Annotated in this window: 21 protein-coding genes; 6 read left to right on the top strand and 15 right to left on the bottom strand. The window is 65.8% G+C overall.

Features of this window, described 5'->3' with window-relative positions; translation table 11 throughout:
- Nucleotides 1-95: 95 nt before the first annotated feature.
- On the bottom strand, nucleotides 96-992 hold the full coding sequence (locus BM382_RS06490) for a DMT family transporter (protein WP_053150745.1): 897 nt from the start codon (nucleotides 990-992) through the stop codon (nucleotides 96-98).
- 107 nt (nucleotides 993-1099) lie between these two features.
- Here BM382_RS06490 and BM382_RS06485 point away from each other — a divergent pair, with 107 nt between their 5' ends.
- Nucleotides 1100-2434 (top strand): aminotransferase-like domain-containing protein, encoded by a 1335-nt coding sequence (locus BM382_RS06485; RefSeq protein ID WP_011060704.1) that lies wholly within the window; start codon nucleotides 1100-1102, stop codon nucleotides 2432-2434.
- 11 nt (nucleotides 2435-2445) lie between these two features.
- Here the strand turns inward: BM382_RS06485 and BM382_RS06480 are convergent, their stop codons facing one another.
- From BM382_RS06480 to BM382_RS06460, 5 genes are all read right to left on the bottom strand, one after another.
- Nucleotides 2446-4074, bottom strand: a complete 1629-nt coding sequence (locus tag BM382_RS06480; protein ID WP_072442371.1) for a methyl-accepting chemotaxis protein — start codon at nucleotides 4072-4074, stop codon at nucleotides 2446-2448.
- Nucleotides 4075-4320: 246 nt separating this feature from the next.
- Nucleotides 4321-5202, bottom strand: a complete 882-nt coding sequence (locus BM382_RS06475) for an alpha/beta fold hydrolase (protein ID WP_041774176.1) — start codon at nucleotides 5200-5202, stop codon at nucleotides 4321-4323.
- 87 nt (nucleotides 5203-5289) lie between these two features.
- Nucleotides 5290-5811: an alpha-ketoglutarate-dependent dioxygenase AlkB family protein gene (locus BM382_RS06470; protein WP_015635171.1), complete on the bottom strand. Its 522-nt coding sequence runs from the start codon at nucleotides 5809-5811 to the stop codon at nucleotides 5290-5292.
- A 53-nt stretch (nucleotides 5812-5864) separates the two neighbouring features.
- Nucleotides 5865-6182, bottom strand: a complete 318-nt coding sequence (locus BM382_RS06465) for a hypothetical protein (RefSeq protein ID WP_015635172.1) — start codon at nucleotides 6180-6182, stop codon at nucleotides 5865-5867.
- A 107-nt stretch (nucleotides 6183-6289) separates the two neighbouring features.
- Nucleotides 6290-7015 (bottom strand): murein L,D-transpeptidase catalytic domain family protein, encoded by a 726-nt coding sequence (locus tag BM382_RS06460; protein WP_053157782.1) that lies wholly within the window; start codon nucleotides 7013-7015, stop codon nucleotides 6290-6292.
- A gap of 153 nt (nucleotides 7016-7168) precedes the next feature.
- On the opposite strand from BM382_RS06460, the gene BM382_RS06455 reads away from it, so the two are divergent.
- A complete protein-coding gene (locus BM382_RS06455; protein WP_011060710.1) occupies nucleotides 7169-8740 on the top strand; it encodes a L,D-transpeptidase family protein in 1572 nt (523 codons plus the stop codon).
- A 181-nt stretch (nucleotides 8741-8921) separates the two neighbouring features.
- On the opposite strand, the gene BM382_RS06450 is transcribed toward BM382_RS06455, so the two are convergent.
- Nucleotides 8922-10802 carry an amidohydrolase gene (locus BM382_RS06450; RefSeq protein WP_072442369.1) on the bottom strand — a complete coding sequence of 627 codons (1881 nt, stop codon included), beginning with the start codon at nucleotides 10800-10802 and terminating at the stop codon, nucleotides 8922-8924.
- Between the two features lie 114 nt (nucleotides 10803-10916).
- On the opposite strand from BM382_RS06450, the gene BM382_RS06445 reads away from it, so the two are divergent.
- Nucleotides 10917-11288, top strand: coding sequence for a hypothetical protein (locus BM382_RS06445; RefSeq protein ID WP_015635176.1), 372 nt, complete (start codon nucleotides 10917-10919; stop codon nucleotides 11286-11288).
- Between the two features lie 3 nt (nucleotides 11289-11291).
- Nucleotides 11292-11474, top strand: a complete 183-nt coding sequence (locus BM382_RS06440; RefSeq protein WP_011060713.1) for a DUF1289 domain-containing protein — start codon at nucleotides 11292-11294, stop codon at nucleotides 11472-11474.
- Here the strand turns inward: BM382_RS06440 and BM382_RS06435 are convergent, their stop codons facing one another.
- Together BM382_RS06435 and BM382_RS06430 are read right to left on the bottom strand one after the other, a co-directional pair.
- Nucleotides 11475-11960 carry a hypothetical protein gene (locus tag BM382_RS06435; RefSeq protein WP_019094446.1) on the bottom strand — a complete coding sequence of 162 codons (486 nt, stop codon included), beginning with the start codon at nucleotides 11958-11960 and terminating at the stop codon, nucleotides 11475-11477.
- A 13-nt stretch (nucleotides 11961-11973) separates the two neighbouring features.
- The gene (locus BM382_RS06430) at nucleotides 11974-12615 is read right to left on the bottom strand and encodes a LysE family translocator (protein ID WP_011060715.1); all 642 of its coding nucleotides are present in this window, start codon (nucleotides 12613-12615) and stop codon (nucleotides 11974-11976) included.
- Nucleotides 12616-12861: 246 nt separating this feature from the next.
- Here BM382_RS06430 and BM382_RS06425 point away from each other — a divergent pair, with 246 nt between their 5' ends.
- A complete protein-coding gene (locus tag BM382_RS06425; RefSeq protein ID WP_072442366.1) occupies nucleotides 12862-13536 on the top strand; it encodes an ATPase in 675 nt (224 codons plus the stop codon).
- 87 nt (nucleotides 13537-13623) lie between these two features.
- Here BM382_RS06425 and BM382_RS06420 read toward each other — a convergent pair whose 3' ends face one another.
- The 5 genes from BM382_RS06420 to BM382_RS06400 all read right to left on the bottom strand — a co-directional run bounded on the left by BM382_RS06420 (nucleotide 13624) and on the right by BM382_RS06400 (nucleotide 17985).
- Nucleotides 13624-13842: a hypothetical protein gene (locus BM382_RS06420; RefSeq protein WP_239690400.1), complete on the bottom strand. Its 219-nt coding sequence runs from the start codon at nucleotides 13840-13842 to the stop codon at nucleotides 13624-13626.
- Between the two features lie 196 nt (nucleotides 13843-14038).
- Nucleotides 14039-15091 carry an NAD(P)-dependent alcohol dehydrogenase gene (locus tag BM382_RS06415; protein WP_072442363.1) on the bottom strand — a complete coding sequence of 351 codons (1053 nt, stop codon included), beginning with the start codon at nucleotides 15089-15091 and terminating at the stop codon, nucleotides 14039-14041.
- Nucleotides 15092-15304: 213 nt separating this feature from the next.
- Entirely contained in the window at nucleotides 15305-16150 is an 846-nt protein-coding gene (locus BM382_RS06410) for a CAP domain-containing protein (RefSeq protein WP_170866308.1), read from the bottom strand.
- A 100-nt stretch (nucleotides 16151-16250) separates the two neighbouring features.
- Nucleotides 16251-16946: a YwqG family protein gene (locus tag BM382_RS06405; protein ID WP_041774180.1), complete on the bottom strand. Its 696-nt coding sequence runs from the start codon at nucleotides 16944-16946 to the stop codon at nucleotides 16251-16253.
- Between the two features lie 79 nt (nucleotides 16947-17025).
- Nucleotides 17026-17985, bottom strand: a complete 960-nt coding sequence (locus BM382_RS06400; protein ID WP_072442361.1) for a GlxA family transcriptional regulator — start codon at nucleotides 17983-17985, stop codon at nucleotides 17026-17028.
- A 98-nt stretch (nucleotides 17986-18083) separates the two neighbouring features.
- On the opposite strand from BM382_RS06400, the gene BM382_RS06395 reads away from it, so the two are divergent.
- Nucleotides 18084-18539, top strand: a complete 456-nt coding sequence (locus BM382_RS06395) for a tautomerase family protein (protein WP_170866307.1) — start codon at nucleotides 18084-18086, stop codon at nucleotides 18537-18539.
- Between the two features lie 27 nt (nucleotides 18540-18566).
- Here the strand turns inward: BM382_RS06395 and BM382_RS06390 are convergent, their stop codons facing one another.
- Nucleotides 18567-19061: a PaaI family thioesterase gene (locus BM382_RS06390; protein ID WP_011060723.1), complete on the bottom strand. Its 495-nt coding sequence runs from the start codon at nucleotides 19059-19061 to the stop codon at nucleotides 18567-18569.
- Between the last annotated feature and the right edge of the window lie 70 nt (nucleotides 19062-19131).

Below are 19131 nucleotides of genomic sequence, written 5' to 3'. Positions count from 1 at the left end.
ATCTCTCCGACCTGACCCCCGAGCCCTTTGCGGCTCTTGCTTCATATCCCCGCGCAATCAGTGGCAGCCCGGCAAGCGCCGCCACTGCCTTGTACTTATTTGGAACACTTTCGTGCCCCGACCACGCAGAGGATCACCGCCACGGTGACCCCGAGCATGCCCAGGCTGACGTGCTCGTGGAGCAGGCCGGCGGCCAGGGCCAGGCCGAAAAAGGGTTGCAGCAACTGCAACTGGCCGACGGCGGCGATCCCGCCCTGGGCCAGCCCGCGGTACCAGAAGACAAAACCGATCAGCATGCTGAACAGCGATACGTAGCCCAGGCTGACCCAGGCCGGCAGGCTGATGCCGCTAAAGGAGGCGGGCATGCTGAACAGGGTCAGTGCGGCCATCAGTGGCAGCGACAGCACCAGGGCCCAGGAGATCACCTGCCAGCCGCCCAGGGTGCGCGACAGCTTGGCGCCTTCGGCATAACCCAGGCCGCATACCAGTACGGCCAGGAGCATGAGCAGGTCACCCTCGGGTGAAGCCGTGAGGCCCTGGGACAGGGCATAGCCCACCACCAACAGGCTGCCGAGCACCGAGAACAGCCAGAACACAGGGCGCGGCCGCTCGCCGCCGCGCAGCACGCCGAACACCGCGGTGGCCAGGGGCAACAGGCCGAGGAACACAATGGAATGGGCCGAGGTCACGTACTGCAGGGCCAGGGCCGTGAGCAGCGGAAAGCCCAGCACCACGCCCAGGGCAACGATGGTCAGGGGCAGGAGTTGGACGCGGCTCGGACGGCGCTGCTTGAACAGCAGCAGGATGCACAACGCCAGGAGCCCGGCGATGGTGGCCCGGGCCACGGTGAGGAATAGCGGGTCGAACTCCAGCACCGCGACCCGGGTGGCCGGCAGTGAGCCGCTGAAGATCAGCACGCCGATAAAGCCGTTGAGCCAGCCACTGGCGGTTTTTTCCAGGGCTGGGGATTGCAGGGTCGATGTCCGTTCCATTCGGGGAGTGCTCAAGAAGTGGGGGGCCGCAGCGGCGGGGCTTGTGTCGAGCCCATCCTAGGATTGAAAATCAGCACAATCAAAAAATTGTCATGGATACAGCGCCTATGGCCCGTGCCCGCTACAAACAACTGGTGGACACCTTTGCCGCCGATATCCGTACCGGCATCCTTGCCCCCGGCACCCGCCTGCCCACCCATCGCGAGCTGGCGGCGCGGGAAGGGCTGGCCCTGGTCACTGCATCGCGGGTCTATGCCGAGCTGGAAGCCATGGGCCTGGTCAGCGGTGAAACCGGGCGTGGGACCTATGTCCGGGAAACCGCCTTGCCGCCAGGGCAGGGCGTGGACCAGCCCGCCACGGCACCGGGCACCCTGGACCTGAACTTCAACTACCCGGCGTTGCCCGGCCAGGCCGAACTGCTGCGTAGCGCCTTGCGCCAGTTGGCGGCGACCGGCGACCTGGAAGCCTTGCTGCGCTACCAGCCCCACGCCGGGCGCAGTCATGAGCGGGCCACGGTAGCGCGCTACCTGGCAGGCCATGGGCTGGTGGTGGAGGGCGAGCAGGTGCTGCTGGTCAGCGGCGCCCAGCACGGCCTGTCGACCACCCTGATGGCGTTGCTCAGGCCCGGTGATGTGGTGGCGGTGGATGCCTTGACCTACCCCGGGTTCAAGGTGGTGGCCGAGGCCCACGGGCTGGAACTGCTGGCCATTCCCCTGAGCGAGCAGGGGCCGGACCTGGAGGCCTTCGAGCGCCTGTGCCAACGGCGGCGGGTGCGCGCGGTATACGCCATGCCGACCCTGCACAACCCCATGGGCTGGGTGCTGGACCTGGCCTGGCGCCAGCGCCTGGTGGCGATTGGCCGGGCCCACGGGCTGCTGATCATCGAAGACGCCGCCTACGCCTTCCTGGCCCAGGATCCTCCCGCGCCGCTGGCTGCCCTGGCACCAGAGATCACGGTCTACATCTCGGGGTTCTCGAAGAATGTGGCCACCGGCCTGCGGGTCGGTTATGTGGTGGCGCCGCCGGCCTGGGTGGCGCTGATCGAGCGTGCGATCCGCACCAGCACCTGGAACACCCCGGGGGTGATGACCGCCATGGCCTGTGCCTGGATCGAGGACGGCACGGTGGCGCGCCTGGAGCACCAGAAGCGCGAGGATGCCCAGGCCCGCCAGGCCCTGGCCCGGGAAGCCCTGGCCGGGCTGGCCTATGTCAGCCATCCGAACTCCTACTTCCTCTGGCTGCCCTTGCCCGAGGAAGTCCGGGCCGATCAGGTGGCCATGGCGCTGCTGCGGGAGAAGGTCTCGGTGTCCACCGCCGAGCCCTTTGTCGGCGCCGGCCCGGTGCCCCACGCCATTCGCCTGGCGTTGGGCTCGGTGGCCATGGCCGATCTGGGCGTGGCGCTAGCCAGGGTCCGGCAGGTGATCGGCCGCTACGCCTTCTGAAGCGGCAAGCGTCAAAGCTTGAACTGGGTCACCAGGGCATTGAGGTCCACCGCCAGGCGTGACAGCTCCTGGCTGGCGGCATTGCTCTGGTTGGCCCCGGCCGAGGTCTGGGTCGACAGGTCGCGGATATTGATCAGGTTGCGGTCTACCTCGCGGGCGACCTGGGCCTGTTCCTCGCTGGCGCTGGCGATCACCAGGTTGCGCTCGTTGATGGTGGTGATGGCCTGGGTGATCTGGTCCAGGGCCAGCCCCGAAGCGCGGGCGGCTTCCAGGGTCAGGTGGGCGCGCTCGTTGCTGTTGCGCATGGCACTGACCGCACCTTCGGTGCCTTCCTCGATGGTGTTGATCATGCTTTCGATTTCCTGGGTCGACTGCTGGGTGCGATGGGCCAGGGCCCGCACTTCGTCGGCGACCACGGCGAAGCCGCGTCCGGCGTCCCCGGCCCGCGCGGCCTCGATGGCGGCATTGAGCGCCAGCAGGTTGGTCTGTTCGGCAATCGAGCGGATCACTTCCAGCACCTGGCCGATATTGCGCACGTCCACCGCCAGGTTTTCCACCCGCTGGCAGGTCTGGGTCACGTCTTCGGCCAGTTGGCCGATGGAGTCGACGGTGTGCTGTACCTGCTCGCGGCCGTGATGGGCCGTGCGGTCGGTTTCCTGGGAGGCTTCGGAGGTGCTCACCGCATTGCGCGCCACTTCCTCCACGGCGACGGTCATTTCATTGACCGCGGTGGCCGCCTGCTCCACTTCATTGCTTTGCTGGTGCAGGGTCTGGCTGGAATGCTCGGTGACCGCGTGCAGTTCCTCGGCGGCGGAGGCCAGCTGGTTGGACGAATCGGCGATCCGCTGCAGGGTGCCGCGCAGGCTGGCCTGCATGGTCTGCAGGGCGTGCAGCAGGCGCGCCGGTTCGTCCTTGCCGCTGACTGCGATGCTCTGGCCGAGATCACCGCGGGCGATGGTTTCCGCTACCTCCACGGCCTGGCCCAGGGGGCGCACGATGCTGCGGGTCAGGAACAGGGCCAGGACCACGGTCAGGGCCACCACGACCAGCATGATCAGCAGGACCATGCCCACCGCACCTTTGAACACCTGGTTGCTTTGCGCCGCCGCGGCGATACCGCCCCGGGTGTTGACGTCGATGATGGTCAGCAATTCCTTGAGCATGGCATCGGCATTGGCCAGGAACGGGCCGCCGTCGACGATGTCGATCGCCGCTTCCTTGTGGCCCTGGCGCATCAGGTCGGTGATCCGGTGCTGGTCCTTGAGGTATAGCGCCTCGGCTTCGACAAAACGCTCGTAGGCGGCGCGTTCGTCGTCGACGTTGATCAGTTTTTCATAGGCCTGCTGTTGCCGACCCTGCTGCTGCTCCAGCTCGCTGAGGCGCGACAGCAAGGCCTGCACGTCACCGCTGTCGCGCACCACCAGCATGCGCAGGGTCAGGGTTCGGATCTGGGTGCTGGTCAGGGCCAGGGCATTGGCGGCAACGATGGATGGCTGCCAGTTCTGGTCGACCTCAAGGGATTGCTGGTTCATGCGTTGCATTTCCAGCAGGGAGAAACCTCCCAGGGCCAGGGCCAGCAAGGCGATCAGGGCGAAGCTGAACCCTGCGCGGCGGGAAATGTTCATCGTTCTCAAGAGCATGACTGTGTTCCTTGTGGCGGCAAAAAGTACAACCGGCGAGGCGAGTCGCGGTTTGCATCGGTGCGGTGCGCGGTGGGGCCAGGCCCCACGGCACCGTCGGCTTTTTGCACACAAGGCAGGCGGCAGGCGCATCTGATCGGCGCCTTTGTCCAGTGCTTTCCAGGATCGACAGGTTGCACGGCCTGCCTGGAAAACCAGTCAATGATAGCACGGTGACATCTGTCGCGGGCGCCTGGCCCGCGGCTTTCACCGGCCTTCGGTCTGGAGAAAGCCCTGGATGGAGCGGGCGCTGGTGGCCGGGTCGACCTGCATGAAGCAGTGCTGGCCATCGATCACCTGGGTGCTCAGGTGCCGGTTGATGGCCGCCCAGCGCTTGATCGAGCGAGCCACGTAGGGGTAGCTGTCGCGGCCATGGATCACCAGGCTTGGGGTCTTCACCTGGCGCAGCGAGCGCCACAGGCGGCGGGGAAAGGAGCTGTAGATATCCACTTCGCGCTCGGGGGCGCATTTGAGGGCCACGCCTTGTTCGTCGTCCTTCAGGCCGTGTTCGACATAGGCGGCCAGGGCCGCGTCGCTCCAGCCCTTGAAGATGCCCCGGTTGGCCAGCGCGGCCTTGGCGGCGGCGCGGTCCGGCCAGCGCCGGCGGCGGGCGGCGGCCTTGCGCGCGAGGCTGTGGCGGCGGTTCAGGCCCAGGGCCGACAGCACGCCCAGGGAGCCGATCATGGAGGGGGTGAAGATCACCGGGTCCAGCATCACCGCCTTGCGAAACAGTTGCGGGCGTTCGGCGACGATCAGGCAGGTGAGCACCCCGCCAAAACTGTGGCCCAGCGCATAGCGCGGTACCTCGCCATAGGCATCGAGCCCGGCTTCGAAGGCCTCGGCTGCCAGTTCGGCGGTACGGTTCCAGCCCAGGAACGGGCCGCCGTGGTCGGTATCGCCGTGGCCCTGGACGTCACTGAGCCACAGGTCGAAGGACTCGGCCAGCAGCGCCAGCATCGGCTGATAGGCCATGGAGCAGAAACCGTTGCCGTGCAGGAAGTGCAGCAGCGGCTTGCCCGAAGGCGCGGAGCGCAGGCCGCGCAGGGTGAAGCCTTCGGGACAGGGGTAGGACCAGGGAAGCAACTGCATGGGGCCTCGGGGCAAACGCTGAATACAGCCGGGCATTGTCGATGGCCCGGCCCTTGAGTCAAGGGCCGATCCTGACCGAGTCCAGCACTACCCGGTCTTGAGCTGGCGAAACGACAGGCTGATGCGCTCGCCGGCGTCCGGCGCCTTGGGGATCGCGTGCAGCCAGTGTTTCTGCAGTTCGTCCGACATGTGCAGCAACGAGCCGCTGGCTAGGCTGTAGTCGAAGGTGGCGCCGCTTTCCTTGTGGCGAAAGACCATGGCCCGGGCGTGGCCCAGGGAGACGATCACCACCCCGGTGCCTGTCACCAACTGTTCATTGGCGTCGGAATGAAAGCCCATGGAGGATTGGCCGTCGGGGTAGCAGTTGAGCAGGCAGTTGTTGGGACGAAAGCCCAGCAGTTGCTCGATGGGCCCGCACAGCTGCTCCAGCGCTTCGGGCATCGGCACGGCGGGGTAGGTGATCTGCGAGTAGTCGTAGGGCGCGCCGAAACTGGCGGTCTTGCGCGCACGCATGCGCTCGTCCCACAGCACGGAGTCCTTGAGGTGGTTGAACAGCCGATGCGGGTCGGCGATGAAGTCGGGGAAAAAGTCGATTTCGGGTGGAGTCATGGGAGTACTGCCTGTCGTGAAGGACAGCGCCTGCGGGGGGCAGGGCGTGATCCTTATCGGTCCTTGATGGGTGCCTGGAGTGTGCCGCCTGCCACCGACTGGATAAACTGTGCGGCCTTTTGCCCCAGGTCCGCCTGGGAAGCGCGGATCAGCAGGACCAGGGGCGCCAGGGACAGTGGCTCGATGTCCAGCCGTTGCTGGCTGGAATTGCGCAGTATCAGGGTCAGCTCGGTCCACTGGTCATCGTCGGTGGTCCGGCTGTCACCATCGGAATCCACATTGCAGCCAGCGCCCCACAGGTGTTCGGCCACCCGGTAGAACGCCGGGCGTGGTCCGGGCTGTTGCAGAAGCAGGGCATGTGGCGAAGGCATGGCGTGGAGCTCGGGCGAGGTGGCGTTCCAGGTCGGTAACGGTATCTCGCCGCCGGCGTGCGGCGCAACTGCGAAGAGGGCAGGCGCCGAGCATCCGGCCGGCTTGCTCAGCCGCCGTTGGCGCTGAGGATGCTCGCCACCTGGCGTGGCTGGCAGTTGAGGTAGGGCGAGGTTTTCAACCAGCGCTGGTCCGGGTACCAGGAGAACATGAACTGGCCATCCTTGAGCTTGTCTATCACCTGGCGCGCCACTTGCGGGCGCACCGCGGGGCAGCCCTGGCTACGGCCGATGCGGCCCTGGCGCTGGCTCCACAAGGGGTTCACGTAGTCGGCGGCATGGATCACGATGTCGCGGTCCCGGGCCCGGTCGTTGAAGCCCGGTTCCAGGCCGTCCATGCGCAGCGAGTAGCCATGGCTGCCTTCGTAACTTTCCTGGGTGCGGAACAGGCCCAGGCTGGATTGGTAGCTGCCCAGGCGATTGGAGAACTGGGTAGCGAAGTTTTCCCCGGATTTCTGCCCGTGGGCCACCAGGTCGCGCAGCACCAGTTTTTTGGTCCGCAGGTCGAAGATCCACAGGCGCCGTTCGGTGGAGGGCTGCGAGTAGTCGATCACCGCCAGGTGGCGGGCTTGTCGGGCGCCGCTGCCTACCGCGCATTGCATGGCGCTCAGGGCACTTTTCAGGGCCTGGGGATTGAGTTGCGGGGCGGCGTGGGCGAGGCTGGCGTACAGCGTGGGGCTGGCGACGGGCTGGACTTTGCTGGCGGCGAAGGACGAAATGGAAAAGGCGCCCAGGGCAATGGCCACCAGGCAGAACCGGCACGAGAAATTCAACATGTATAGAGCGTCCCCATGGTCACTTTGGCTCCTGACGTCCTGTCGTTCCCCCGGCAGTCTGGTCTATATGTTTAATGCCCAGGCCCGATTGTTTTCCGCATCTGCCGTAATGGTTGGCCGCCCGCTGGGCGCCCACGGATTGGAGTAAAGCAGTTGTTCAAAAAACCCGCATGTTACTTGACCCTGTGCCTGCTCGCTGCGCCATTGGTCGCGCTGGCCGATGAGCTGCCACAGCTGTCGGCGAGCCCGATGCAAACGGCGCTGACGCAACTGGCCGTGGCCTGCCCGGCCCTGGCGCCGCGGCTCAATACCCCGGCCCAGCAGCTGTTGCAGGGCTTCTACCAGCAACAGGGCGAACAGCAGGTGTGGTCCGTGGCGGGCCGCCTGGCCAGCTTGCAGGCGCAGTTGGCGCAACTGGTGGACGACGGGCTGGACCCGGGCCACTACCGCCTGCCGCAGGCGAGCCCGGCGGGAGATGGCCTGTGCAGCGATATCGATATCACCCATCAGTACCTGCAAGCCCTGCAGGACCTGCATTACGGTCGCCTGGCGCAAAGCCGTTTCGAGCCTATGTGGCGGGCCCAGCCGCTGCCGGACGATCGCCAGAGCGCGCTGCTGGCGATTGCCGTGCCGGGCATCGCCCACATCGCCACGGCCTTCGAGCAGGCGCGCCCCAGCCTCGCGCAATACCGCAACCTGCGCCAGGCCTATGCCCATGAGCGCCAGCAACCCTTGCCCCAGTGGCAGGCCGTGGCCGGCGGCCCGTTGCTGCGCCCGGACATGCAGGACAAGCGGGTGCCGGAGCTGGCCCTGCGCCTGTACCACGGCGGCTACCTGCAAAGCCCGGTGGTCAACCCGGACAACGCCTACAGCGGCGAGCTGGTCAGCGCGGTGAAGAACTTCCAGCTTGGCCATTCGCTGCAGGCCGACGGTGTGGTCGGCGCGGGCACCCTGAAAGAGATGAACATCAGCCCGGCCGAGCGCCGCGAACAGCTGCGCATCAACCTCGAACGCCTGCGCTGGCTGGCCCAGGATTACGAGCCGAACCTGGTGCTGGTGAACGTTGCCGCCGCCCAGCTGACCTTCTATCAGCACGACGCGGTGGTCTGGCAGACCCGCACCCAGGTCGGCCGCGCGGAGCGCCAGACGCCCTTGCTCAAATCCCAGGTCACCCGGCTGACCCTGAACCCCACCTGGACCGTGCCGCCGACCATCCTCAAGGAAGACAAGCTGCCGGAAATCCGCCGCGACCAGGGATTCCTCAACCGCCAGAACCTGCAGGTGCTGGATGCCAACGGCCAGCCCCTGGCGGCCGAGGACATCGACTGGGACCGCCCCGGCAACATCCTCCTTCGCCAGGGCGCCGGCCCGCGCAACCCCTTGGGGCGCATCGCCATCCGCTTCCCCAACCCGTTCTCGGTGTACCTGCACGACACCCCGAGCCAGGCGCTGTTCAGCAAGGGGCCGCGGGCCTTCAGCTCCGGCTGCGTGCGGGTCGAGCAGGCCCTGCAACTGCGCGACTGGCTGCTCAGCCCGGCGGAGCGGTTGCGCACCAACGAGCTGTTGGCCACCGGCCTGACCCACGAGTTCCGCCTGGCCAAGCCGGTGCCGATCCTGCTCAGCTACTGGACGGTGCAGGCCGACAGCCACGGGCAACTGCTGTATGCCCCGGATATCTACGGGCATGACCAGGTGCTGTCGACTGCGCTGGGCAGCAAGATCTGATGTGGCTGTGTGGGTGAAGGCAAACCCTGGCCAGGGAGCTTGCTCCCTGGGGGGCGTAGCCGCCCCGAGGCCTTCATGGCGCTCTAGCGGACGCAGGCTCTCTCGCCACCGTCGCCTTAGCGCGAGCAGAAAAAACGCCGCGGTGCCTGGATGGGCGTCGCGGCGTTTTCCATAGCGGGTTTCAAGGCTGCACAGGCGCCAGCCGGTCGTAGATCACATCCAGGGCCGGGCCCAGGTCGCCGTCGCCCTGGGCCACGGCCTTGATGCCCTGGGGTACCGGCAATGACGGATCGCCATGCATCCCGAACGGCGGCGGCAAGCCTGCCACCTTTGCCGGACGCTCATAGATCACCCGGCCTTCCTTGACGGTCTTGAGCACTTGGATCTCGCTCAGGGTCTCGGGTTTGACGGTCAGCGGGTTGGCCGAGAGCACCGCGAAATCCGCCAGCTTGCCCGGGGTGATGGAGCCTTTGCGGTCTTCTTCGAAATGCTGGTAGGCCGACCACAGGGTCATGGCCTTCAGCGCCTGCAAGGGCGTCACCCGCTGGTCCGGGCCGAGTACGTAGCCGCTGCGGGTGGTGCGGTTGACCGTGGCTGCCAGCACTCGCATGGAGTCCGGCAGGGCCACCGGTGCATCGTGGTGGGTGGTGAATTTCATCCCGGCCTGGAGCACCCACTGGGTCGGCGAGATGTTTTCCGCGCGTTCGGGCCCCAGCACCGACTGGCGATGCCAGTCGCCCCAGTAGTAGGTGTGCATGGGGAACAGGGAAGGGAAGATCTTCAGTTGCTTGAGTTCGGCCACCTGGTCCTTGCGCAGGGTCTGGCCGTGGATCATTACCGGCCGCACATCGACCCCGGGGTAGGCCTGTTCCGCGGCACGCATGGAACCGAGCAACTGGTCGATGGCGCGGTCGCCGTTGGTGTGGGAAAGGATCTGCCAGCGGTTGGCCAGGGCCTCTTTATAGATGGCCAGGGCGTCGGCGTCTTTGACCACGCCGTAGCCGGCATAGCTGGCGTCCTGGCCCTGGGGCGGCTTGAAGTAGGGCTGGCTCAGCCAGGCAGTCTTGCCCTGGGGCGAGCCGTCCAGGGTCAGCTTGACCCCACCGATGCGAAAGTGCTGGTTGTACACCACCGGCTGGTTGCTCGGGTGATACCAGGGGGCGACCATCAGTTGCTTGACGCCGGGGGTGAGGATATCCGGGTAGGAGACGATGTCCGCCAGCAACTTGCCATCGCCCGCGGCCTTGATCGCGGTCTTGACCTGGTCCGGGGAAGAGCGGCCGTCCTGGATCGTGGTGTAGCCATAGCTGACATACAGCTTCTGCCCGGCGCTGAGCATGTCCACCGCCTGGTCGGCGGTGAGCTTGGGGAAGATCCTGATCAGGGCGTTGAAGAAGGCGTTTTCCTCCAGCACTCCGTTGGGCTCCTGGCTGCCGTCGACGCGGCGGATCACCCCGCCTTCCGGGTTGGGGGTCGACGCGTCGATCCCCGCCAGTTCCAGCGCCTTGCTGTTGAGCACCCCCAGGTGCGAGGACTGGTGGACGATGGCGATGGGCAGGTCGCGGGTCACGGCGTCCAGGTCGGCCTTGGTGGGGTGGCGCTGTTCCTGTAACTGGGAATCGTCATAGCCAAAGCCGAACAGCACGCCGAACTGCTTGGGGATCGGCGACTGCTGCTCAAAGCGGCGCAGGGTTTCCTGGAGCCCGGGGATGCTGTTGTTGGTTCCATCCGGTGGCGGCAGCAGGTTGGCGCTGGCAGCCTGGAAACCCACCATCGACACATGGCCGTGGGGGTCGACGAAGCCCGGTAGCAGGGTCGCGCCCTTGAGGTCGAGCATCTGTGTGGCCGGGCCCTTGTTCTTGAGTACCTGTTGCCGGTCACCCACGGCGAGGATCTTGCCGTCCTTCACCGCCACTGCCTGGGCCTTGGGGTGCTGGTCATCGATGGTGATGATCGGGCCGTTGAACCAGATGGCGTCGGCCACCGGCGGCGTGGCCGCCAGGGCGCTGGCACTGGCGAGCTGGAGCGCTGCCACGAGCAGCGCGAAGGAGGTCTTTTGCATGTGCGTTCTTCCTTGAAGCGGGCAGGAGCGCACTAGCCTAGCCGCAAAGCGCCGCCGTGGGCGAGTGGCTTGAGGTATGGTGTGCGGCCTTTTAGCTGCGACTCAAGGCTTGTCATGCCATTCAACAAACGCCAGCAGGCGGCCACGGAGCGCCTGCTGGCCGCCACCCTGACCGAAGCCTGCGAAGCCGCCAAGGCCGAAATCGTCGGTTTTTCCTGGCTGACCCACGAAGTGGACTACGCCGCCTTTGCGGCGAGCCTGGTGGTGGTCTGGGTCTTCGACACCCAGGCCCACAAGGAGCAGGCCCTGGCGGCCGGGCAGGGCGCGCGGATGCTCGAACTGACGGCCCGGGCCCTGGAAGAGGCCGATGTTCACCTCGACGCCCTGGAAACCCGTGTGTTCTTCGACAGCGAAGAGCAATGCCGGCGGATCAATGGTGGCGATTGGGCGCAACGCCTGAAGCGCCTGCGCCCGGGCCGGGGTTGAGCCATGGCCAAGGAAATCGACAACCCCTGCATCGCCCTTTGCCAGCTCAGTGGCGACCTGTGCCTGAGTTGCGGGCGCAGCAAGGACGACATCCGCAAATGGAAGCGCATGAAGCGCCCGGAAAAAATGGCCGCCGTGCAGCGGGCCGGCATCCGGCTCAAGGCCTTGCAGAAAAAGAAGGGCTGATCAGGTATCGCTCTGGAATTGGCCGGCGCCCAGGCGCCGCACGCTCAGCCAGAAGTCTTCCCCAGGTTCGTACTCGGCCAGAGACAGGCGGTGCACCTGTCCCTGCTCGTCCTCCACCGTCAGGCTGGTCTCCCAGTCGAAACCCGGGTTCTGGGAAATGGTGTAGGACGGGTAAGGGCTGTTGATCTCGAAATGAATCGAGTAGACCTCCAGTGGCGGGCACGACAGCAGGCCTTGTGCGTACAGCTGCCAGACCTTGCGCATGCCGGGCACGCACAGGCGCTCGGCAAAGGCCAGGGCCTGGGGGATGTCGTCCCAGGCGGCCTGTACCCCTTGCTGCGCGGTCGCGAGCCGGCGCTGGGGCGGTTCGTTGCTGGGGTGCTGGACGTAGACCAGGCGGCTGCCGAACTGCAATTCGCATTGCAGCACGCCGGCAGTGGTTTCCCAGTGGCCCAGCAGCGATTCCTTGAGCAGGTCTATTTGCATCGCGCCTGAGGGCTCAGGCCGTTTGCCGGCGCATGGCCAGGATGGTGGTGCCGAAGAAGATAAAGGTGGAACCCACCACCCGGTTGACCCACTTGGACAGGGCCGGCCGGGTCAGCACGCCCTTGGCCCGGGAGGCCAGCACCGCGTAGACGCTGAGGGAGGTCAGGGACAGCGCCATGAAGATCAGGGTCAGGATGAAGAACTGCGGCAGCAGCGCGGCGTGCTGGTCGATGAACTGGGGGAACAGGGCGGTGAAGAAAATCGTCGCCTTGGGATTGGTGGCGGCGGTCAGGAAGGCCGACTTGAACAGCTTCAGGCGCGGCGGCTTGCCGACCTTGGTGCTGTCTGCGCTGGCTTCGCTCAGCAGTTGGCTCTTGCTGAACAGCTGCTTGGCACCCAGGTAGAACAGGTAGCCGGCACCGATGATCTTCACCGCGTTGAAGATCCATTCGGAACTGGCGATCAGTGCCCCGAGGCCGAGCATGGCCGCGGCAGACATGCAGAACAGCCCGCTGACATTGCCCAACGATGACCAGATAGTGGACTTGGCGCCGTAGGCCACGCTGTTGTGCAGCGCCACCAGGGTAGCGGGGCCGGGGCTGGCGATGGCGATGGCTGCCACCAGGGTGTAGGTCAGTATCGAGTGAGCATCCATGGTCCGGACTCGTCTTGCAGAAAAAGGGGGCTTGATTCTATCGGGGCCAGGGCGAGCTGTATGCCAGAAATTGACGGCTTTATCGAAGGGCGCGAGCGGCGCAGGCCACCGCCTCCGAGGTGCATCGGTGCCCATTGTCAACCATTGCTGCAATCGATAGTTATCATCAAAAAGTGCAGGTTCCGTTTTTCCGGCAAAGGAGGAAGATAGCGCTTACACCGTGCTTGCTGCAGAAGGAAACACCCGATGAGAATCTCGACTCTAGTGACCCTTGTGGTGCTTTTGATCGCGGGAACCGGGGCTTCTGCGGCCACCCTCGCCACTGAAGACACCTCCTGCCACTTCCTGCCCATGGCCGACAGCAGCGCCGACCTGCAACACGCGCAGTCGGTAGGCGTGCTGTACAGCGAAAACACCATCAGCACCCTGCAATACCTGGAGCACTACCATGCGGTGGCGCTCAACGGGGCGAAGAATGCCGGCCTCGATCCGCGCATCAGCCAAGCCTTCGTCAACAGCTCGGACCCGAAACGGGCAATCGACTGGCTGATGGCTTCGCTGCAGAAGCATTTCGGTTCGGTGACCGTCTATGACAGCCTTGACGCGGTGGTCCAGGCCCACCCCGATGTGGTGGTGATGCTCGATACCTACAACCAACTGGTGACCAAGCGCAACAGCAAGGTCGAGGCGCGCTTCATCGCCAAGTTCTATGACGCCAACCTGCAATACATCGGCCAGGCAGCCGGGATCCAGGCCAAGGAACTGCCGTCGGTCTGGGTACGGGGCAAGGCGGCGCCGGAGATCGCTGCGCAGATCAACCAGCAGACCGAGTTGCAGGTCGATGCCCTGAAGCAGTTCGACGCATCGCTCAAGGCCCTGGTGAGCCAGGGCGAAGCGGGGCAGATGGCGGCCAACAAATGAGTTGCAGGCAGGCCTGATGAAAAAAAAGCCCCGAATGTTCGGGGCTTTTGCTTTGTGCCTGGGCGGGGGCAGCCTGTGGCGCGGTGCCTAGGCCGAGGCCAGAACCCCCGCGACCAGCAGCGCTATGCCCAGGTACCAGCCCCAGAGAAAGGGCCGGGCTTGCGGGGCTTTCCTGGCGTAGACGTATACATAGAAGGGAATGAACAGGCTGAGGATGGCATTGCCCAAAGAATTCTTCAGGGCCACGCAGAAAATCGCGAACTGCATCGCCACCGTAAGTGCCAGCCCTGACAGGATCAGGAACATAACCATTGAATCGTCTCGCTATCGAATGAAGGTCGGTCACCCCCTCTGGTGCGTCGCGGCCCGGATGCGGGCAGCGGCGCGCCAGAGGGAGCGGTGTGACGGGTTATCGACACGGCGGTGCAAAGCAATAGGCAAGGGTGCCGTCATCGACCCTTCATTCACTTGCGAGCGTTCACTGCTGGTGCCAGGCCGGGTTTCAGGCGCCGCTGCCCAGGGACGCCATGTCGATCACGAAGCGGTAGCGCACATCGGCCCGTTCCATGCGTTCGAAGGCCTGGTTGATGTCCTGCATGGCGATCATTTCGCAGTCCGGGAGGATGTTCTTGCGCGCGCAGAAGTCGAGCATTTCCTGGGTCTGGGCGATGCCGCCGATGGGTGAACCGGCCAGCCGGCGCCGGCCCAGGAGCATGGGCAGGGTTAGTTGTTCGTCGATCGGCCCGACCTGGCCGACGATCACCAGGGTGCAGTCGATGTCCAGCAGGGGCATGTAGGGCGAGACGTCGTGGCGCACCGGAATGGTGTCGATGATCAGGTCGAAGCTCGACTGGGCGCGGGCCATGGCCTGCGGGTCGCTGGACACCAGCAGTGCATCGGCGCCCAGGGCCAGGGCGTCGGCGCGCTTGTCGGCGCTGCGGCTCAGGACCGTGACCTTGGCTCCCATGCCCACCGCCAGCTTGACCGCCATGTGCCCCAGGCCACCGAGGCCGATGACCCCGACCCGGCTGCCGGGCCCGACATTCCAGGTGCGCAGCGGCGAATAGGTGGTGATGCCGGCGCACAGCAGCGGCGCGGCCTTGGCCAGGTCCAGGCCCTCGGGCACCCGCAGGACGAATTCTTCGCGCACCACCAGGTGCTTGGAATAGCCGCCGTAGGTCACCTCGCGGGTGATGCGGTCCAGGCCGTTGTAGGTCTGGGTATTGTGCTCGCGGCACATCTGTTCTTCGCCCTTGCGGCACTGGTCGCACACCTGGCAGGAGTCCACCATGCAGCCGACGGCGACGCTGTCGCCGACCTTGTACCGCTTGACCTCGGGGCCGACGGCGGTGACCCGGCCGACGATCTCGTGGCCCGGGACCATGGGGTAGCGGCTGGCGCCCCAGTCGTTGCGCGCCTGGTGCAGGTCGGAGTGGCAGACCCCGCAATAGAGGATTTCCATCGCCACATCGTTGGCGCGCAGGGCGCGACGGTGGAAGGTGAAAGGCGCCAGGGGAACCCCGGCGGACTGCGCTGCGTAACCGAAGGTTTGCATGATCAGCGTTCCTGTGTGAGGGAGAGCGAATGATCCGAAGGCAGGGCTACAAGCATAGAAGCCCCGGGCGCACGGTGAGGACGGCCGACCGATGGTTGTGCGGGCCAACCGGCCGCGCACCGCGCAGGCCGGGGCGAGTGAGTGTCGTTCCTTCGTTGTCCTGGGGGGCCGATTGCTGCTTCAGGGTGTAGCAGCCACGCCCAGGCACTGGGCTCAGGGCGCGCCGAACATCGCGGTCCAGTAAATGCCGGCATCGCTTTTCGGGTCCACCGCGTAGGCCGCGCCCAGCTCGCTGTAGGCCGGGTTCATCAGGTTGGCGCAATGCCCGGGGCTGGCCAGCCAGCCGTCCACCACCTTGCGCACCGTGTCCTGGCCGGCGGCGATATTCTCGCCCACCTGCTGGCCGGCATAGCCTGCCAGTTCCGCGCGGTCACCCGGGGTGCGGCCGTCGTGGTCCTTGTGGTCGAAGTAGTTCTGGTTGGCCATGGCCCGGCTGTGTTCCTCGGCGGTGGTGCCCAGGGTGGCGTTCCAGGCCAGGGGCGCGGTGGCGGCAAAACCCTGGCCACCGCATTGCCGGGGCTGGCCGCGGGCACTGTTGATCTGCGCGAGCAGTTGCTGGCCCTCGGCCTGCCAGTCCCCCAGGCGCGCGGACAGCAGCGGTCGCGCGAGCACGATGCGCCACTGGTTGGCCTGGCGATTGACACCGATATCGACGAACTGCGGGTCCAGCACCACCTGGCAGAAGCTCTCGCGTACCGCCTGCATCGCCGCCTGGGCATCCCGGGGGCCGGAGAGGCTGATGGCCTGCACGTTGACCATGGGGTAGGCCGCCCGGGCCAGGGCCTGCTGCAGGTCACCGACGTTGTCCACCGGCAGGATCAGCCGTGGGTCGCCGGTCAGCGGCGGCAGCTCCGAGGAGGCCTGGTTGGCGCAGCGTTGCGGCTGGCTGCGGTAGGCGTTGATCGATTCGATCAGTTGCGACTGGTCGTCGGCGACGGCGCCGGTGGCCGCCAGCAAGCCCAGGGCCAGGGCTGTGGCGGGCAAGAACAGTGAGCGCATGGGCATGCAAGTCTCCCGGGAAATGGACAGCGCCCATGATGCACCCGGCGCCGGGGCATTTCATCCGCCGGTGGATGAAATCGGTGTTAGCCGCTGCGCCTCAATGGAAGTCGTAGTACAGCGCCCATTCGCCGCTGGCGGGGTGTTTCCAGAACATCAGGCTGCCGCCGTGCACCACGTTGAGTCCGATCTTGGCGTCGGAGGAAATCTGCATCACGAATTCGAAGCCGTCCCCGACATCGATTCCCGACTGGCAGAACGAGGGGTAGCCCCCGAGCTTGTGCTGGTAGCAATGGTTCACCAGGTCGTAGTAGCACTCGATCTGCCCGGAGTTTTCCAGTTCGAGGATTTCCCGCTCCAGGTCCTCCGGCACGCCACCGCCGTCCCACAGCGGAAAGTCCGCGGGCACTGCCTCGGGCTTGAGCGGGAAGGGCTTGAGAAAGGCCCCGGGGGCAGTCAGGTCCTTGCGCACCAGCACATCCTCGGCACGGTACTCGCGGATCAGCCAGCGCTCGCCCATGGGTTCCAGGGGTTCGGGAAAGGGGTTGGCGACGAACACCGTGAGCACCTGCACGCCTTCCAGCAGCGGGCTGTGGAAGGGCAGCGCCGGCAGATAGAGCTGGGCGAACGGCAGCAGGGTTTCCCCGGCGCTGTTGCGCGGCAGCTCTTCATCCTCGCGAAATAGAAAAACCTGGCCCAGCCAGCTTTCCTCGTCGCTGCCGGAGGGGCGAAAACCGCCGGGAATCAATTGCAGCGCCGGCTTGGCCAGGCGGCGCTGGATTTCCTGAATGTCCATGGTCAGGGCAGGTGTCCTGTTCGAAAGAAAGGGAGCGGCAATGTATCAAAAGTCCTCTTGCCTGGGGACCGTGGTGGGCTCAGCGCAATTGCCTCGGAGTGACGTTGAGCAACTTGCGCATCAGCCGGCGCAGGGCCGTGGCGTCCTGGTATCCCACCTGTTCGGCCACGCGCTCCACCGAATATTTGCTGCTTTGCAACAGAGCCCTCGCCCGGTTCAGTTGCACATTCTGGATCAGGCGCAAGCTGCTGTGGCCGGTGACCTTGCGTATCTGGCGCCCCAGGGTCCGTTCGGACATGCTGAACTGTGCGGCCAGTTCGCCGACGCTGGGCAGGTTTGGCAAGCCGGCTTCGATATGGGCGGTAAGCCGGCTGATCAGGGTGCTGCCCTGGGCCATCATTGCCGGTACCCGAAACGGTGCCTGCAATTGCCGCCGATCAATCAGCAGCGTCTGCCCCACCGCGTCTGCCAAGCTCGTGCCGAAACGGCTGCGCAGCAGATGCAGCATCAAATCCGATTGGCCAAATGCTGCTCCGGCGGTGGTTAGCGGAGGGTCGACCACAACCATCTGGTCCGGATCCACCTTGGTGTCGACGGCCCACTCTTGCAGCAGCGGCGCCAACCACCAGGAGGTCGTAACCCGGCGCCCGGGCAGGAGCCCGGCGGCCTGCAACAGGAAAACGGCGGAACAGGATGCCGCTACTTCGCCTCCGAGTTCCAGATGATCGCGCAATGCATCCAGCAACGGGGCAATGTCTGCTTGCAGCAGGCGCTGGGCGATGGCCTCGGGGGTGTCGATGCCCAGCCCCGGCACTATCCAGCAGGACCGATCATCGCCCCTGGCATCCAGGGCCTCGACCTCGAGCAGCAGGCCCTGCCCCAGGGCTACCTGGCCAGCCTGCAAGGCACAAACCCGCCAGCGCGGAGCCCCGAGCCCCAGGCGTGGGGCCAGCAGCGCGGCGCTGGAAAGCATGTCCAGGGTCAGGGCGACGCTGGAGGCAAAGGAACCGGGTAGGAGCAAGACGGTGAAATCGTTCATTGGCGGATTATGCATGAAAGATGTCGAATCGGTCGCTGTTGGCCAGGGATGAGCACAGGCTCAATAGCCGCTCCTTTTCTGTGTAAGTGGTGATGCCGATGCCTAATATTCTGATCAAGATCCCCCAGGGCGCTTTCGATGCCCGGCAGCGTGCCAAGGTCCTGCAAGAGGTTACCCAAGTGGCCCTGAGGGTGGAGCAAATAGGTGATGACCCCCGTCAGCGGGCGTTGTGCTGGGTACTGCTGGAAGAGCTGGCGCCGGGCTTCTGGAGTTGTGGAGGTGCCGACTCCAGTGCCCAGGCGGTTCCTTGCATGGTCCGGGTCAAGGTCCCGGCGGGCGTGCTCGATGCTGCCCAGCGCCAGGCCTATGTCGAGGGCTTGCATCAGGCGCTGGCCGCCTGTCTGGCAGAGGACGATCCGCGAATGCTGATGACCTCGATCCTGCTGGATGACGTGGCTGATGGCACCTGGGGGGCCAACGGTTCGTTGTGGCGGCTGGCGGATTTTGCCCGAGCGGCGGGCTATCTGCACCTGCCCCACCTGCATGGGCGATAGTTCCGACCGCCTTCCCTGGCCCCCGGCTCAGGCGTCTCTACCGTGAGCCGCTGCCGCGAGCTGGCTGGTATCGACCCGCACGAAGACCGAATCGCCAATGGCGGTCAGCACATCGCCGGCATACACCTCGCAGATCACCTGGCTCTTGCGGCCTACTTCACCCTCGACCCTGGCACGCAGGGTCAGGGGCACGCCCATGGGGGTGGGCTTGATGAACTTGATGCCCAGGTTGCCGGTGACGCAGTCGATGCGTGGCAGGCTGCCGGGCTCGCGCTGTTCGTTGCGGTAGTGGTAGGCCATGGCGGTCCAGTTGGAGTGGCAGTCCACCAGCATGGCGATCAGGCCGCCGTAGACCAGGTCCGGCCAGCCGCAGTACTTGGCGTCGGGCAGGTGCTCGGCCACCACGTGCACACCGTCCTCGTGCCAGTGGCTCTTGATGTGCAGGCCGTGATGGTTGCTGCTGCCGCAGCCGAAGCACACGCCTTCGGGGGCGGTGGTGTCTTGCAGTGAGGTCGGGTGCATGGTTGTTCCTTGTTGTTCTTGGGGGCGCGGCGCCGGGTGCTTTCCCGGCGTTGCAGCGCAGCATCCTATC

Origin of the sequence: Pseudomonas sp. NFPP25 (assembly GCF_900116505.1) — a bacterium.
GTDB lineage: Bacteria > Pseudomonadota > Gammaproteobacteria > Pseudomonadales > Pseudomonadaceae > Aquipseudomonas > Aquipseudomonas protegens.
This window is presented reverse-complemented; position numbering and strand designations above follow the sequence as displayed.

Coding starts and splice junctions, on each gene's coding strand:
- BM382_RS06490 (WP_053150745.1), bottom strand. CDS start 992: ATGGAACGGACATCGACCCTGCAATCCCCAGCCCTGGAAAAAACCGCC.
- BM382_RS06485 (WP_011060704.1), top strand. CDS start 1,100: ATGGCCCGTGCCCGCTACAAACAACTGGTGGACACCTTTGCCGCCGAT.
- BM382_RS06480 (WP_072442371.1), bottom strand. CDS start 4,074: ATGCTCTTGAGAACGATGAACATTTCCCGCCGCGCAGGGTTCAGCTTC.
- BM382_RS06475 (WP_041774176.1), bottom strand. CDS start 5,202: ATGCAGTTGCTTCCCTGGTCCTACCCCTGTCCCGAAGGCTTCACCCTG.
- BM382_RS06470 (WP_015635171.1), bottom strand. CDS start 5,811: ATGACTCCACCCGAAATCGACTTTTTCCCCGACTTCATCGCCGACCCG.
- BM382_RS06465 (WP_015635172.1), bottom strand. CDS start 6,182: ATGCCTTCGCCACATGCCCTGCTTCTGCAACAGCCCGGACCACGCCCG.
- BM382_RS06460 (WP_053157782.1), bottom strand. CDS start 7,015: ATGTTGAATTTCTCGTGCCGGTTCTGCCTGGTGGCCATTGCCCTGGGC.
- BM382_RS06450 (WP_072442369.1), bottom strand. CDS start 10,802: ATGCAAAAGACCTCCTTCGCGCTGCTCGTGGCAGCGCTCCAGCTCGCC.
- BM382_RS06445 (WP_015635176.1), top strand. CDS start 10,917: ATGCCATTCAACAAACGCCAGCAGGCGGCCACGGAGCGCCTGCTGGCC.
- BM382_RS06440 (WP_011060713.1), top strand. CDS start 11,292: ATGGCCAAGGAAATCGACAACCCCTGCATCGCCCTTTGCCAGCTCAGT.
- BM382_RS06435 (WP_019094446.1), bottom strand. CDS start 11,960: ATGCAAATAGACCTGCTCAAGGAATCGCTGCTGGGCCACTGGGAAACC.
- BM382_RS06430 (WP_011060715.1), bottom strand. CDS start 12,615: ATGGATGCTCACTCGATACTGACCTACACCCTGGTGGCAGCCATCGCC.
- BM382_RS06425 (WP_072442366.1), top strand. CDS start 12,862: ATGAGAATCTCGACTCTAGTGACCCTTGTGGTGCTTTTGATCGCGGGA.
- BM382_RS06420 (WP_239690400.1), bottom strand. CDS start 13,842: ATGTTCCTGATCCTGTCAGGGCTGGCACTTACGGTGGCGATGCAGTTC.
- BM382_RS06415 (WP_072442363.1), bottom strand. CDS start 15,091: ATGCAAACCTTCGGTTACGCAGCGCAGTCCGCCGGGGTTCCCCTGGCG.
- BM382_RS06410 (WP_170866308.1), bottom strand. CDS start 16,150: ATGCGCTCACTGTTCTTGCCCGCCACAGCCCTGGCCCTGGGCTTGCTG.
- BM382_RS06405 (WP_041774180.1), bottom strand. CDS start 16,946: ATGGACATTCAGGAAATCCAGCGCCGCCTGGCCAAGCCGGCGCTGCAA.
- BM382_RS06400 (WP_072442361.1), bottom strand. CDS start 17,985: ATGAACGATTTCACCGTCTTGCTCCTACCCGGTTCCTTTGCCTCCAGC.
- BM382_RS06395 (WP_170866307.1), top strand. CDS start 18,084: ATGCCTAATATTCTGATCAAGATCCCCCAGGGCGCTTTCGATGCCCGG.
- BM382_RS06390 (WP_011060723.1), bottom strand. CDS start 19,061: ATGCACCCGACCTCACTGCAAGACACCACCGCCCCCGAAGGCGTGTGC.